General features: G+C 63.5%; 12 protein-coding genes. 5 read left to right on the top strand and 7 right to left on the bottom strand.

What is annotated here, in order from left to right; translation table 11 throughout:
* Window positions 1-19 precede the first annotated feature (19 nt).
* From G5V57_RS06370 to G5V57_RS06380, 3 genes are read left to right on the top strand one after another with little or no spacing between them, the layout of a single operon-like run.
* Entirely contained in the window at window positions 20-691 is a 672-nt protein-coding gene (locus tag G5V57_RS06370) for an amino acid ABC transporter permease (RefSeq protein WP_246737555.1), read from the top strand.
* Complete coding sequence (locus G5V57_RS06375; RefSeq protein ID WP_246737556.1) at window positions 688-1338, top strand: amino acid ABC transporter permease; 651 nt, start codon at window positions 688-690, stop codon at window positions 1336-1338. Before G5V57_RS06370 ends, G5V57_RS06375 begins: the two co-directional genes overlap by 4 nt.
* A gap of 11 nt (window positions 1339-1349) precedes the next feature.
* A complete protein-coding gene (locus tag G5V57_RS06380) occupies window positions 1350-2141 on the top strand; it encodes an amino acid ABC transporter ATP-binding protein (RefSeq protein WP_165166712.1) in 792 nt (263 codons plus the stop codon).
* Window positions 2142-2269: 128 nt separating this feature from the next.
* On the opposite strand, the gene G5V57_RS06385 is transcribed toward G5V57_RS06380, so the two are convergent.
* The 7 genes from G5V57_RS06385 to G5V57_RS06415 all read right to left on the bottom strand — a co-directional run bounded on the left by G5V57_RS06385 (window position 2270) and on the right by G5V57_RS06415 (window position 10681).
* Entirely contained in the window at window positions 2270-3184 is a 915-nt protein-coding gene (locus G5V57_RS06385) for a LysR family transcriptional regulator (RefSeq protein ID WP_165166713.1), read from the bottom strand.
* 94 nt (window positions 3185-3278) lie between these two features.
* Complete coding sequence (locus G5V57_RS06390) at window positions 3279-3704, bottom strand: DoxX family protein (protein WP_165166714.1); 426 nt, start codon at window positions 3702-3704, stop codon at window positions 3279-3281.
* A gap of 154 nt (window positions 3705-3858) precedes the next feature.
* On the bottom strand, window positions 3859-4752 hold the full coding sequence (locus G5V57_RS06395) for an SMP-30/gluconolactonase/LRE family protein (RefSeq protein WP_165166715.1): 894 nt from the start codon (window positions 4750-4752) through the stop codon (window positions 3859-3861).
* Window positions 4752-6503, bottom strand: a complete 1752-nt coding sequence (locus tag G5V57_RS06400) for an ABC transporter ATP-binding protein (protein ID WP_371744741.1) — start codon at window positions 6501-6503, stop codon at window positions 4752-4754. Before G5V57_RS06400 ends, G5V57_RS06395 begins: the two co-directional genes overlap by 1 nt.
* Window positions 6500-7657 (bottom strand): ABC transporter permease, encoded by a 1158-nt coding sequence (locus G5V57_RS06405; protein WP_165166716.1) that lies wholly within the window; start codon window positions 7655-7657, stop codon window positions 6500-6502. Before G5V57_RS06405 ends, G5V57_RS06400 begins: the two co-directional genes overlap by 4 nt.
* The gene (locus G5V57_RS06410) at window positions 7647-8633 is read right to left on the bottom strand and encodes an ABC transporter permease (RefSeq protein ID WP_165166717.1); all 987 of its coding nucleotides are present in this window, start codon (window positions 8631-8633) and stop codon (window positions 7647-7649) included. The genes G5V57_RS06405 and G5V57_RS06410 overlap by 11 nt, the downstream gene beginning before the upstream one ends.
* A 71-nt stretch (window positions 8634-8704) precedes the next feature.
* Complete coding sequence (locus tag G5V57_RS06415; RefSeq protein ID WP_165166718.1) at window positions 8705-10681, bottom strand: ABC transporter substrate-binding protein; 1977 nt, start codon at window positions 10679-10681, stop codon at window positions 8705-8707.
* A 276-nt stretch (window positions 10682-10957) separates the two neighbouring features.
* On the opposite strand from G5V57_RS06415, the gene G5V57_RS06420 reads away from it, so the two are divergent.
* Window positions 10958-12274 carry an amino acid deaminase gene (locus tag G5V57_RS06420; RefSeq protein ID WP_165166719.1) on the top strand — a complete coding sequence of 439 codons (1317 nt, stop codon included), beginning with the start codon at window positions 10958-10960 and terminating at the stop codon, window positions 12272-12274.
* Window positions 12275-12318: 44 nt separating this feature from the next.
* Window positions 12319-13035, top strand: coding sequence for a ribonuclease activity regulator RraA (locus G5V57_RS06425; protein ID WP_165166720.1), 717 nt, complete (start codon window positions 12319-12321; stop codon window positions 13033-13035).
* The last annotated feature ends 32 nt before the right edge of the window (window positions 13036-13067 follow it).

Consider the following 13067-nt stretch of genomic DNA (forward strand, 5'->3'; position numbering starts at 1 on the left):
GCGCGTGCGGGGTGAGGGCATGCCATCCCCGATGATCGATCTGCTCGTCAAATATGCGCCCTCGCTATTCCAGGGCATCGTGATGACCGCCTTTGTCTCCGGCGCGGCCATCCTGCTGGGCGCAGCGCCCGCTTTGGGGCTCGCCTTCGGGCTCGTCTCGAAGAACCGCTACCTCAGCGCCGTTTGCGCGCTCTACCGCAGCTTCTGGCGCGGCACGCCGATACTCGTCCAGCTGCTCGTCGTCTTCTATCTCCTGCCGGTGATCGGCATCGATGTGCCGCCGGTGCTGGCCGCTATCCTGGCGCTCGCGCTCAACACGACGGCGTTCCAGGCCGAGATTTATCGCGCCGGCCTGAGTGCCATTCCAACGGGCCAGATCGAGGCGGCGCGCATGCTGGGGATCGGCACGGTCGCCATCCGCCGGCGTATTCTGGTGCCGCAGACCATCCGCCTCGTGCTGCCGGCGCTCGTCAGCGAGGTCGTCATCATCATCAAGAATTCCTCGCTCGTCTCGGTCATCGCCGTCACCGAGGTGACGCGTGTCAGCCAGCAGATGGCGTCCAATTCCTTCCGTCCGCTCGAAAGTTATGTCGCGGCGGGCCTCATCTATCTCATCATCTGCTTCCTTGTCGCCCTGCTGGGCCTCACGATCGAGCGGCATCTCAGCCGCCGGGGAGGCGCTTCGCTGTGACCGCGATAACCTTTTTCGATACCTATGCGCCCCTCCTCCTCTCCGGCCTCTGGGCCACCTTGCGCATCTGCTTCCTGGCGACGGTTCTCGCCCTTCCTTTGGGCTTGGGCGTGGCGCTGCTGCTCCGAAGCCGCTACCGCCCGCTCAAGGCACTGGGCCGGCTCTATGTGGAAGTGATGCGCGGCACGCCGATCCTGGTCGTGCTCTTTCTTCTCTATTATGGCGGCCCGAGCATCGGGCTGGTGCTCGAGGCCGAGCCGGTCGGCATAATAGGCCTCGGCCTCTATGGCGCCGGCTATTTCGCCGAGATCTTTCGCGCCGGCCTGCAGTCGATCGCGCAAGGCCAGCGCGAGGCGGCGCGCATGCTGGGCATTCCCAACTGGCGCATCCTCACCCGCATCGAGCTGCCGCAGATGCGGCGTCTGGTGACGCCGCCGGTCATCAACCAGGTGATCGTGCTCATCAAGGAATCTGCCGCTCTGTCGATCATCACCGTGCCGGAATTGACCAAGATCGGCGCCCAGATCGCCAATGAGACCTTCGCCGTCATCGAGCCTTATCTGGCGGTGGCGCTGCTCTATTGGCTCCTGATCGAACTCTTCGCCATCGCCGGCCATTGGCTGGAGCGCAAGGCGGCGCATGGCTGAAGGAATGCAACATGAAGCCTGAGGCGACCGCCAGACCGCTGATCGAGGTGCGCAACCTGCGCAAACGTTTCGGCACGATCGAGGTGCTGAAGGGCCTTGATCTCGACATCCACCGCAGTGAGGTCCTGTGCGTCATCGGTCCTTCGGGTTCGGGCAAGAGCACGCTCCTGCGCAGCATAGCCTTTCTCGAAGCCTATGACGAAGGCAGCGTGACCTTCGAGGGCCGCCTCATCGGCTATCGCGAGGAAGGCGGCCGGCGCCGCCGCGCCGGCGAGCGCGAGCTTAACGCCGACCGTTCGGGTTTCGGCATGGTGTTCCAGCATTTCCATCTCTGGCCGCATATGTCGGTGATGGCCAATGTCACGGAGGCGCTGCGCCTGGTGAAATCCCTGAGCCGCGCCGAGGCCGAGACGATCGGCCGTGAGATGCTGGACAAAGTCGGCATCGCCAGCCATGCCGCGAAATATCCCGAGCAGCTGTCGGGCGGGCAGAAGCAGCGCGTTGCCATCGCCCGGGCGCTTGCCATGAAGCCGCGCGTGATGCTGTTCGACGAGCCGACCTCGGCACTCGACCCCGAGCTCGTCGGCGAAGTGCTGTCGGTCATGAAGCAACTGGCGCAGGAAGGCATGACAATGCTGGTCGTGACCCATGAAATGGGCTTTGCCGCCCATGTCGCCGACACGGTGGTCTTCATGGATCAGGGCCGCATCGTCGAGAAGGGTGATCCGCGCGCCACTTTCGCCGATCCCCGGAGCGACCGGCTGAAGCAATTCCTCAATACCTGGCGCGAGCGCTCGATCTAGAGCGATTCCCGCGAAAGTTGCTCGACTTTCGCGAAAAGGAAGCGCTCCAGATATATGTAATCGAGCCTTTTTATCCCGTTTTGATCGAATCCATTGATTCGATCAAAATGGGAAAGGCTCTAAGCGTTTCAGTCGCTTCCCGCCGCCTGCTGGCGCAAGCGGGAAATGAGCCAGGATCCGGCGGGACCGGGCGGCGCGTCGGTGCGGTAGATCGCATCGAACCTGTAGGCGCCCCCGGTGCGATCCGGCAGATCGAGACGGACGAGACGGCCGGCGGCGATATCCTCTTCGACCATCGGGATCGGCATATTGCCCCAGCCGACACCTTCTTTCAGCAATATGTGCTTGGCGCCGAGATCGGCGAGCCGCCAGGTCTTGGGGCTGACCACGCCGAAATCGACGCCGCGCGTGAGCGGCGAGCGATCGGTGAGGACGAGCTGCGTGTGCCGGCGCGCCTCGCCCGGATCGAGCGCGCCGCTCCTGGCGAGCGGATGATCGGGCGCCGCCACGGGAATGAGCATGACCGAACCTACCCCGATACGCTCGATGCCGGCGATGCCGGCTTCACCCGCGAGCGGGCCGCTGATGCCGATTGTCGCCACCCGGTCGAGCACCAATTGGCTGACCGCCCCCAGCGCCTCCATATGCAGCGTCAAGGCGACGGTCGGGAAATCCTTCTGGAAACCTTTCAGCGCGTTGACGATGCGCGCAGCCGGCAGCAGCACATCGGCGACGACATGGATCTCGGCCTCGAGCCCCTGTTGCAGCCCTTTCACCTTGGCGCGCAAACCATCGATGCCGGTCGATATGCCGCGCGCCTCCGCCAGCACCGCGCGCCCGGCTTCCGTCAATTGCGGCTTGCGCGTCGAGGAGCGATCGAGCAGCTCGACGCCGAGCTGCGCCTCGAGATTGGCGATCGCGTAGCTGATGACCGATGTCGCCCGCCCGAGCTTGCGGGCGGCGCCGGCAAAGCTGCCGAGATCGGCGACCGTCATGAAGACGCGCAGCTGATCGAGGGTCGGCGTGCCGGGATCGGTGACCATGGACATCCTTGCAGGCGATATGCCCGCAATAGCGCGGGCACATGTTTGTTGCAGAGGAGTCGGGAGGGCCCATAAGCCGCTCCCGCTCGCAGGGTTAGCGCTTGCGCGCGTCGAGGCTGAGCGCGCCGCCGCCGAAGGCGACGAGCTGCAGAAGGCCGCCGGCTATGGCGATATTCTTGAAGAAGTGGATGAACTGGTTCTGGTCGGCGATATTGCCGTGGAAGGCAAAGGCGGTGACCACGCTGAAGAGCGCCAGCGCAGCCGCGACCCAGCGGGTCTTGAAGCCGACGATCAAGGCGATACCGCCCACTACCTCGAGCGCCACGGCGACGGCCAGGGCGACAGGCGCCAGCGGCAGACCGGCCGCCTCGATATAGCCGATTGTGCCGGAGATGGCGGTGAGCTTGGACAGACCCGCCTGGATAAAGATGGCGCTGATCAGGACGCGGCCGAGAATGGCGGCGACATTGGCAGACGTCGCGTTGGTGGAATTGACGTTGAAGGTGGTGGCGACAGACATGATGAAATCCTCAGGATTGTGAGGCGGCGCAACACCATGAAGCGCCTGCCGTTGCGGACAATCTGGCGCTTACCCTCTATTCTAACAATCCGAATAATATAGAATAATACGTTCTAGAAAATAGAACGAATGCACCTCCCGAAAAACCCTGTAATCACCGCCACTTGAAGCGCGGTTCCGGCAGGCCGGTCACCCCCGCCTGGACGGCGAACAGGCTTCCCGCCATGGGCTGGTTTTCGAGCTCCGTCGCGGGGCGGATCGAGGTCACATATATAATGTCGAGGCCCCGGCCGCCGAATGCCAGCATGCTGGGCTTGGCGACCGGCAGGGCGATGCGCCGGTCGATTCCGCCTGCGGGCGTGAAGCGGACGATCTCCCAGCCGTCATTGCCGGCCATCCAATAGCAGCCATCGGCATCGACGGCGCCGCCATCCGGCCTTCCCGGCATGTCCCTGGTATCAACGAAGAGACGGCGGTTGCTGATTGCTCCGTCATCCGGATCGAGATCCCAGGCCCAGATGCTGCGCACCGCCTTGAAGCTGTCGGAGTGATAGAGCGTGCGCCCGTCCGGGCTGAAGGCGAGCCCGTTGGCGACGAAAAGACCACCGGTCATGCGGGTGCAGCGCCTGTCCCCGTCGAAACGATAGAGCCACCCTTTCGGGCCGGCGGGATCGACCGGATCCTCCATGCTGCCGACCCAGAAGCGGCCTTGTCGGTCGCAGCGCCCGTCATTCAGTCGGTTATGGGGCAGATGCGCTTCCGGCTGGACGAGCGGAGTCAGTTCTCCGGTCCGCAGATCATAGCGCTTGAGGCCGGATTTGAGCGCCACCAGCACGCTGCCGTCATCGGTCAGCGCGAAGGAACCGATCGCCTCGGGCAATTTCCAGATTCGGTTCACGCCCGTTGCCGGCTCGAAGCGGTTGAGACGCCCGGCATAGATGTCGATCCAGTAGAGCGCCTGCTCATCACCGCACCAGACCGGGCATTCGCCAAGCTCGGCCCTGATGTCGAGCACGCAGTGGACCTCGGGCTTGCGCAGTGTCGCCATCAGGCTTCCGCCTCGCTTTTATAGCGGATGCGCTGGGTCTTGCCGCGCAAGCGGGGATCAGGCTTCGGGATCGCCGAGATCAGCGAGCGCGTATAGGGATGGCTCGGCTGGTCGCATACCGTGTCGGTATCACCGATCTCGACGATACGCCCGCGATGCATGACCGCCACCCGGTCGCACATATAGCGGATCACGCCGATGTCATGACTGATGAAGATGAAGCTCATGTCGAACTCGCGGCAGAGGCCGAGAAGCAGGTCGAGCATATGGGCCCGCAGCGACACGTCAAGCGCCGATGTCGCCTCGTCGGCGACGATGAGCTCCGGCCTGAGCGCGATGGTGCGGGCGATGCCGATGCGCTGGCGCTGGCCGCCGCTGAACGCATGCGGATAGCGCCACATCGCCTCGCGCGGCAGGCCGACGCGCTCGAGCAGCCCCGCCACCTCCGCCTCGAGTACGCGCTTGTCGGTCATGCCGTGATTGAGTAAGGGCTCGGCGATCACCTGGAAGACGGTCATGCGCGGATTGAGCGAGGAGAACGGATCCTGGAAGATCATCCGCATCTTGCGCCAATAGGGCTTGATGCCGGACTTCGGCAGCGCCGCGAGATCGACCGGCTCGGCCCCGCGCCCCTTGAAGACAATACGCCCCGCGCTCGGATCGAGGACACGCAGCACGCAGCGCCCGAGTGTCGTCTTGCCCGAGCCGCTTTCGCCGACGATGCCGAGGACCTCGCCGCGCTTGAGCGTGAAGCTCACATCGTCCAGCGCCTTGACCGGCGGCTCCTTGGGCCCGCGGCTGAAGAAGCGCCGCCGCGCCTCGAAATTCATGGAAACATTGGCGACGTCCAGTATGGCATCGTCGCCCGAGAGCTTCGGCGCCGGGCCGGCACGATGCGAGCGCTGCTCGAGCGCCCTGACCGAGCCGAGAAGGCGTTGCGTGTAGGGATGCTTCGGCGCGAAGAACACATCGTTCACCGGCCCGTGCTCGACCACTTCGCCCATATACATGACGGTCACGTCATCGGCGATCTCGGCGACGACGCCCATGTCGTGGGTGATGAACATCAGCGCCATGCCGTGGCGCTGCTGCAGGCCCTTCATCAGATCGAGGATCTCGGCCTGGGTGGTGACATCGAGCGCCGTCGTCGGCTCGTCGGCGATGACGAGCTTGGGCTCGCAGATCAGCGCCATCGCCGTCATGGCGCGTTGGCGCATGCCGCCCGAGAACTCGAACGGATAGGCGTCGATGCTGCGCTCCGGGCGCGGTATCTTCACCTGCGCCAGAACCTCGATGGCGCGCTCGCGCGCCTCCTTCCTGCCGACCCGCCGGTGCAGCCGGATGGTCTCCATGATCTGCTGGCCGATCGTATGCACCGGGCTCAGGCTCGACATCGGCTCCTGGAAGATCATGCTGATATCACGGCCGCGCACCGCGCGGATCCGTCGCCCCTTCGGATCGAGGGCGGCGAGGTCGACGACTTCGCGGGCCGAGCCGGCGCCATGGAGCAGCACCTCGCCCTTCATGATGCGCCCGGGCTTCGGAACGATATTGAGGATTGAGCGCGCCGTGATGCTCTTGCCGCTGCCGCTTTCGCCGACGATGCAATGGGTGCGCCCACGCCTAAGCGTGAGGTTCAACCCATCGACGGCCTTGATGACCTGCTTGCCGGTATCGAACCAGGTCGAGAGGTCCTTTACCTCGACGACGATGTCACTCTCCGGGGCTGGCATCGGGGGTTTGGACATCATTGCCGGTACGGATCGGCGGCATCACGCAGCCCATCGCCGACGAAATTGAGGGCCAGCACGGCAATCACCACCGCGACGCCGGGCGCGAACAGCCACGGCGCGGTAACAATCGAGCGGATATTCTGCGCCTCCTGAAGCAGAACGCCCCAGCTCACGATCGGCGGCTGCAGACCGAGACCGAGGAAGCTCAAGGCCGTCTCGGCCAGGATCATCGCCGGGATGGCAAGGCTCACTTCGGCGATGATGTGGCTGACAAAGGACGGCGCCATATGGCGGAAGATGATGCGTTTCTCGCTCGCCCCGTCGAGGCGCGCCGCGGTAACGAAATCCTCCGTCCGGAGCGACAGGAAGCGGCCGCGAATGACGCGCGCCAGACTGGTCCAGCCGATGAGCGACAGGATGAGCGTGATCGCGAAATAGATGCGCAAGGGCGGCCAGTTGTTGGGCATCGCCGCGGCGAGCCCGAGCCACAAGGGCGTCGTCGGCAAGGACAGGATGAATTCGATGACCCGCTGGATGACATTGTCGATCATGCCGCCCTTGTAGCCCGATATGCCGCCGAGGATGATACCGAGGAACAGACTCAGCGCCACGCCGACGAGGCCGATCGACATCGAGATGCGCGTGCCATAGACGATGCGGCTCAGCATGTCGCGGCCGAGCCGGTCGGCGCCGAGCAGGAACATCGGATCGCCCTTCTTGAGCGGCCCGAAGAGCTTGGTCTCGAGCATGAAGAGTCCGCCCCACATCGGATAGGGTTCGGATTTGACAAAGAGACCGACCGGGTATTTCACATTCTCGTCGATGGTGAAGACGCGGCGCAGCGCGGTCTGCTCGATCGTGACCTTGTACCCGTTCACATGTGGGCGGAACACCAGGCTTCCCTCTTCGTCGCGGTCGAAGAAGTGCAGGCGCTGCGGCGGCGCATAGGTGTAGCGCGGCGTGAAGGCGTTGGGCGAGAACGGCGCCAGGAACTCGCAGAATATGCCGACGATGGCGATGAACAGCAGCACAAAGGTGCTCACCATGGCGAGGCGATGGCGGCGGAACTGCCACCACATCAGGCGCCATTGCGACGCGGAATCACGCTGCGCCACCGCGGCGCTGGCGGCCGGTGTCTCGGCTTCGGGCAGGATGGCGGGGCTAGTTGTCATAACGGATGCGCGGATCGACGAAAGCGAGGAGGATGTCTGACATCAGCGTGCCGATGAGCACGAGGATGCATTGGAACATGATGAGGGCACCGCCTAGATACATGTCCTGCGTCTTGAGCGCCTGAATCAGGATCGGCCCCGAGGTCGGCAGGCTCAACACGCTCGACACGATGACGTCGCCCGAAACCAGGACCGGCAGCACCCACCCAACCGTCGAGATGAAAGGATTGAGCGCGACGCGGGTCGGGTAGCGCAGGATAAGGGTCGTCTCCGGCAGGCCTTTGGCGCGGCCGGTTTCGACATAGGGCTTGCCGAGCTCGTCCAGCAGGTTGGCGCGCATGATGCGTACCAAAGCAGCGATGCCGGCGACGCCCAGCACGACCACCGGGATCCACAGATGCTGCACGAGGTCGACGACCCTCGCCCAGCTCCACGGCGCGTTGACGAAATCGGGCGAGAACAGCCCGCCGACCGAATAGCCGAGGAACTCGACCGACAGGTACATGACGACAAGAGCGAGCAGGAAGCTCGGCGTCGCCATGCCGAGGAAACTCAGAAAGGTGACGACATAATCGCCGATGCTGTATTGCCGGACCGCCGAGTAGATGCCGACCGGAAAGGCGATGAGCCACACGAAGGCGAGCGTGCAGAAGGCGACCAGCGTCGTCATGCCGAGCCGGTCCCAGATGATGTCGGAAACGGGCGAGCGGTATTCGAAGCTCATGCCGAGATCGCCCTTGAGCGCATTGCCGACCCAGGTGAAATACTGGACGACCATCGGCTGGTCGAGACCGTAGCGCAGGCGCAGCGCATCGAGTGTGGCACTGTCCGCCGGCGAGCCCGAAGTCGCGAGGTCCGCCGCATAGCTGGTGACGAAGTCGCCCGGCGGCAATTGGATGATCACGAACGCGACGACGGTCACCGCGAAGAACGATGGAAACATCCAAAGAAAGCGGCGGAAAATGAAACCGAGCATAACCGAACAATCTTGAGACAGACACACACCGGCCGGTGCGGGGCACCGGCCGGTGACATACTATGCTGATATCAGCGCGGCGGGTCGAAGTAATATTGCTCCGTATTGCTCGCCACCGGGCTCGGATAGGTCCAGGCGAACGGCCGCGGATAGACATTGTGCAAGTTGTTCTTGACCGCGGCGAACAATGGACCCGGCGAATTTATGCCGATGGCATAGAACTCGTCCGCCGCGATATTGAGCAGCTGCTGCATCAATTCGTTCTGCTTGGCCACGTCCGCCGAGCGCAGGATCTCGCGATAGAGGTCCATCTGCTTCTTGGCCGCCGCCGAGGGCTCCTCGCCCGCCTTGCCGCCCGAGGCGTACCAGTTGCCCCACGGCACCGCGAACAGGGTTTCGTTCCAGAACGGGAAGTAGAAGGTCGGCTCGAACAGGGCATCACCCATGCCGCCGCTGCCGAGGAAGACGGCCGCGTCATGGTCGTTCGAGTCCTTGCGGTCATAGAACAGCGTGCGGTCGACGGTCTGCACCTTGGCATCGACGCCAACCGCCTGCCAGTACTGGGCGGTGAGCTGGGTCGAGTCGAGGAAGTCGCCGAGCGCCGGGATCACCATGATGTTGAAGCTGATGCGCTTGCCGTCGGGGCCGAGCCGGAAACCCTCGCTGTCCTTCTTCGGAAACGCCTTGTCGAGATGCTCATTCGCCTTGGCGACATCGTATTCCGTATATTGCTTGGCGAGCCGCTCATTGTAATAGGGCGACTCCTTGCGCGGCGCGGCCTGCCAGGGTTCGCCCTGGCCGACGAAGGCGGCATCGATGATCGCCTGCCGGTCGATGGCGTAGCTTAAGCCTATGCGGAAGTCCTTGTTGTTGAAGATCTCACGCTTCACCGGATCCTTGTGGGTCAGGTTGAAGGAGATGATCGTCGTATTCATGTCGGCATTGGGCCCGTCGGAGAGATGGATCTGCGCCTTCTCCGCCGCATCGGCGAACACCGCGCGGTTGGCATTGGCGTTCACATGGCGGTCCTGGTAGTCGATCTCGCCATTCACCACCTTGAGCACCAGAGTCTGCTTGTCGGCATTCACCGAGACGCTCAGATCGTCGATATAGGGAAGCTGGTTGCCCTCCGGATCGACCTTGAAATAATAGGGGTTGCGTTTGAGCGTTACCAGTGTGGCGCCGCCGATATAGGGATCCTTGATGACCCAGGGCTCCATGGTCGGCCGGTCGGGATTCTGCCAGCGTTCATTGGCTTCGGTGTCGACGGCGCATTTCTTGATGAACAGCTCCGTCCAATTGGCGACCCCGGCTTCCTTGATCAGCGCGTCCAGGCCGTCCTTGTTATAGGTCGGCTGGAACTGCGAGCAATAATGCTTCGCCATCATCGTCATCTGCACGCCATAGACGCTGGCGAGCTTCTGCGGGAACACGCCATAGGGTTCCTTGAAGGTGATCTTGAAGGTCGTGTCGTCGATCTTCTCGAACTTGCCGAGTTCCCCGCCGCTCATCATCCAGTCGACGCCATTCGCCAGCAATTCCTTGTTGCCGGCGATGTCGTTGATGAAGAAGCCGATATCGTCGCTGGTGAAGGGCTTGCCGTCCGACCATTTCAGGCCTTGGCGCAGCTTGATCGTGTATTCCTTGGCGTCGGCGCTGTTGCTGATTTCCGCCGCGAGGTTCGGTATCACCTTGCCGCTCCATTCGCGGTCCCAGGCCAGCAGCGGCTCGTATCCCGCCATGCGGAAGAGCCAGTTGCGGTCGGAGCCGCCGACCATGCCGGAACGCCAGGTGCCGCCATATTTGCCGACCTTCTCGACCGGCGTGACGACGCGCGGATCCTTCGGCAGTCTTTCGGCGACCGGCGGCAAGGTGCCGGCCTTGACGAGCTCATCGAGCATCGGCGCCTGTTTGTATTCGACCGCCGAGGCCGCCGTCGCGCCGAGGCAGAGTGCGCCGAAAGCCGCGATAAGGCCGGTCGCTCGTCGCCGGGTTGTCCTGAATCCCCGGCCGGCATCGGTCACCGTGCCGGCGGCATGCGCCATCATGACATTCCTCACCTGGTAGTCCTCCCTGGTTATTATCTGGAATTCGATTGGCTGCCGGGTAGGCTTACATGACGTAGGTCAGCTGTCAAGAATTCATCAACTTGTCAGTCATCTTTTGATCAACCGGTCAGATGCTGGACCGCTCCGGAAAATCGGGCCTTTTTCCAACATTTTCCATCTCCCTGCAGCAAGATGCTGAAAAACCGTTGAATCTTGATCGCACAAAGATGTAAGACAACTTAGGGAAGCAAAACAGGCAAGGACGGGGCAAGACCCATGACCACCATCGACTTGACGGCCATCGAGGCCTTTACGCTCGATCGCACGGTGAAAGGCATGCCGGGTGATCTGTCACCCCTGGCACTCAAGGACATCGGCAAACGCGGATGGAACGTCCTGCGCGAGGACCTGCCCTTGCCGCTCGCGGTCATGCGCGAAAGCGCGATCGCGCATAACAGTGAGTGGATGCGGCGCTATCTCAAGGCGACCGGCGCTGATATCGCGCCGCATGGCAAGACGACGATGAGCCCGCAGCTCTTCTCGCGCCAGGTGACTGACGGGGCCTGGGCGATCACCATCGGCTCGGTCGAGCAGTTGCAGGTGGCCCGCCAATTCGGCTTCCAGCGCCTCCTCCTCGCTAATCAGCCGGTCGGCGCTAAGTCGCAGCGATATGTCGTCGAGGAGCTCAAGCGCGACAAGGATTTCGACTTCTATTGCTTCGTCGATTCCGTCGACCTCGTCCGCCAGCTTAGCCAGGTCGCACGCGACGGCAAGCTCGACCGCCCGCTGCAGGTGATCATCGAAGGCGGCTTCGTCGGCGGCCGCACCGGTTGCCGTACACATGAAGAAGCGCTCGCGGTGGCGCGCGCCGTCAAGGCCGCCGCCCCTTATCTCTCGCTGCGCGGTGTCGGCGGCTATGAAGGCCTGCTGCGCCGGCCGTCGCCCGATGAATCGGCCAAGGCCGTCGACGACTTCCTGACGCATCTTCTCGACATCGCTTTGGGCTGCGACCGTGAGGACCTGTTCGGTGCAGGTGACGTCCTGCTCACCGCCGGCGGCACCGTCTTCTACGATCTGGTGACCCGGCATTTCAGCAAGGCGAAGATGTCCCGCCCCTTCCGCGTCGTGCTGCGCTGCGGCTGCTATCTCACCCATGACTCGGCGAGCTATGTCACGCATTTCGAGCAGCTCAGGGCACGCAACAGCTGGGTCGACGATCTGGGGCCAGGTCCCCAGGCGGCCCTCGAGGTCTGGGCCTATGTGCAATCGCGCCCGGAAGCCGGCAAGGTGCTGCTCACCGTCGGACGGCGCGACATCTCCTTCGATTCGGCCATGCCGACGCCGCTGAAATGGATCAGGCCCGCCAAGGGTGCCACCGCCGCCGATCTGCGTCCGATCGGGCCCGATCACGTGGTGACCGGCCTCAACGACCAGCATTGCCATCTGCAGATTCCCGAGACGAGCCCGCTCGCCGTCGGCGACATGGTCGCCTTCGGCATTTCCCATCCCTGCACGACCTTCGACAAATGGCAGGTCATCTGCGTCGTCGACGACGACTACAATGTCGTCTCGGCCATCCGCACGTTTTTCTGATCCATTCGTCATCCACTTGCCGGCCCACAACCAGGAACCTCGCGATGAGCACTGAACCCCTCTCCCCGGAAACCCGCGCTTTGCTGTCGCAGATCAGCACCGCAACCCTGACCTCGCAGCTCATGGCGCGCGGCCTGCGCAACACCTTCATGCAGAAGGTGCACCGCCTGACAACCGGCGGTCCCTCCATGGTTGGCGAGGCCTTCACGCTGCGCTACATCCCGGCGCGCGAGGATATCGACGTATCCGCCGTCTTCGAGGACCGCAACCATCCGCAGCGCAAGGCGGTCGAGACGATTCCTCAGGGCCATGTGCTGGTCATCGATTGCCGCCAGGACATCCGCGCCGCCGGCGCCGGCAGCATTCTGGTCACCCGCACCATGATGCGCGGCGCGGCGGGAGTCGTCACCGATGGCGGCTTGCGCGATTCACCCACCATCGAAGCGCTGGATTATCCGGTCTATTACGGCGGCCGCGCCGCGCCCACCAATCTGACCCGCCATCATGCAGTCGACATCAATGTGCCGATCGGTTGCGGCGACGTGCCTGTCTATCCGGGCGATATCATCGTCGGCGACCGCGAGGGCGTGGTGGTCATTCCGCGCCATCTCGCCGACGAGGTGGCGCGCCAGGGCACAGAGCAGACGCTGATGGAGGACTTCGTCACCGAACGCGTCCTCGCCGGCCAGTCGATCTTCGGCCTCTACCCGCCCAATGCCGAGACTGTGGCCGCATTCGAGGCTTGGAAGAAGGGGCGATGACAAGCGTTCGACACATTATCTCCGTCATCCCG

The organism is Nordella sp. HKS 07 (assembly GCF_011046735.1).
Classification (GTDB): domain Bacteria; phylum Pseudomonadota; class Alphaproteobacteria; order Rhizobiales; family Aestuariivirgaceae; genus Taklimakanibacter.

Bases quoted from the DNA above. Each gene is read 5' to 3' on its own strand.
- G5V57_RS06370 (WP_246737555.1), top strand. From the start codon at position 20: ATGCCATCCCCGATGATCGATCTGCTCGTCAAATATGCGCCCTCGCTA.
- G5V57_RS06400 (WP_371744741.1), bottom strand. From the start codon at position 6,503: ATGATGTCCAAACCCCCGATGCCAGCCCCGGAGAGTGACATCGTCGTC.
- G5V57_RS06410 (WP_165166717.1), bottom strand. From the start codon at position 8,633: ATGCTCGGTTTCATTTTCCGCCGCTTTCTTTGGATGTTTCCATCGTTC.
- G5V57_RS06405 (WP_165166716.1), bottom strand. From the start codon at position 7,657: ATGACAACTAGCCCCGCCATCCTGCCCGAAGCCGAGACACCGGCCGCC.
- G5V57_RS06415 (WP_165166718.1), bottom strand. From the start codon at position 10,681: ATGATGGCGCATGCCGCCGGCACGGTGACCGATGCCGGCCGGGGATTC.
- G5V57_RS06395 (WP_165166715.1), bottom strand. From the start codon at position 4,752: ATGGCGACACTGCGCAAGCCCGAGGTCCACTGCGTGCTCGACATCAGG.
- G5V57_RS06390 (WP_165166714.1), bottom strand. From the start codon at position 3,704: ATGTCTGTCGCCACCACCTTCAACGTCAATTCCACCAACGCGACGTCT.
- G5V57_RS06425 (WP_165166720.1), top strand. From the start codon at position 12,319: ATGAGCACTGAACCCCTCTCCCCGGAAACCCGCGCTTTGCTGTCGCAG.
- G5V57_RS06385 (WP_165166713.1), bottom strand. From the start codon at position 3,184: ATGGTCACCGATCCCGGCACGCCGACCCTCGATCAGCTGCGCGTCTTC.
- G5V57_RS06380 (WP_165166712.1), top strand. From the start codon at position 1,350: ATGAAGCCTGAGGCGACCGCCAGACCGCTGATCGAGGTGCGCAACCTG.
- G5V57_RS06420 (WP_165166719.1), top strand. From the start codon at position 10,958: ATGACCACCATCGACTTGACGGCCATCGAGGCCTTTACGCTCGATCGC.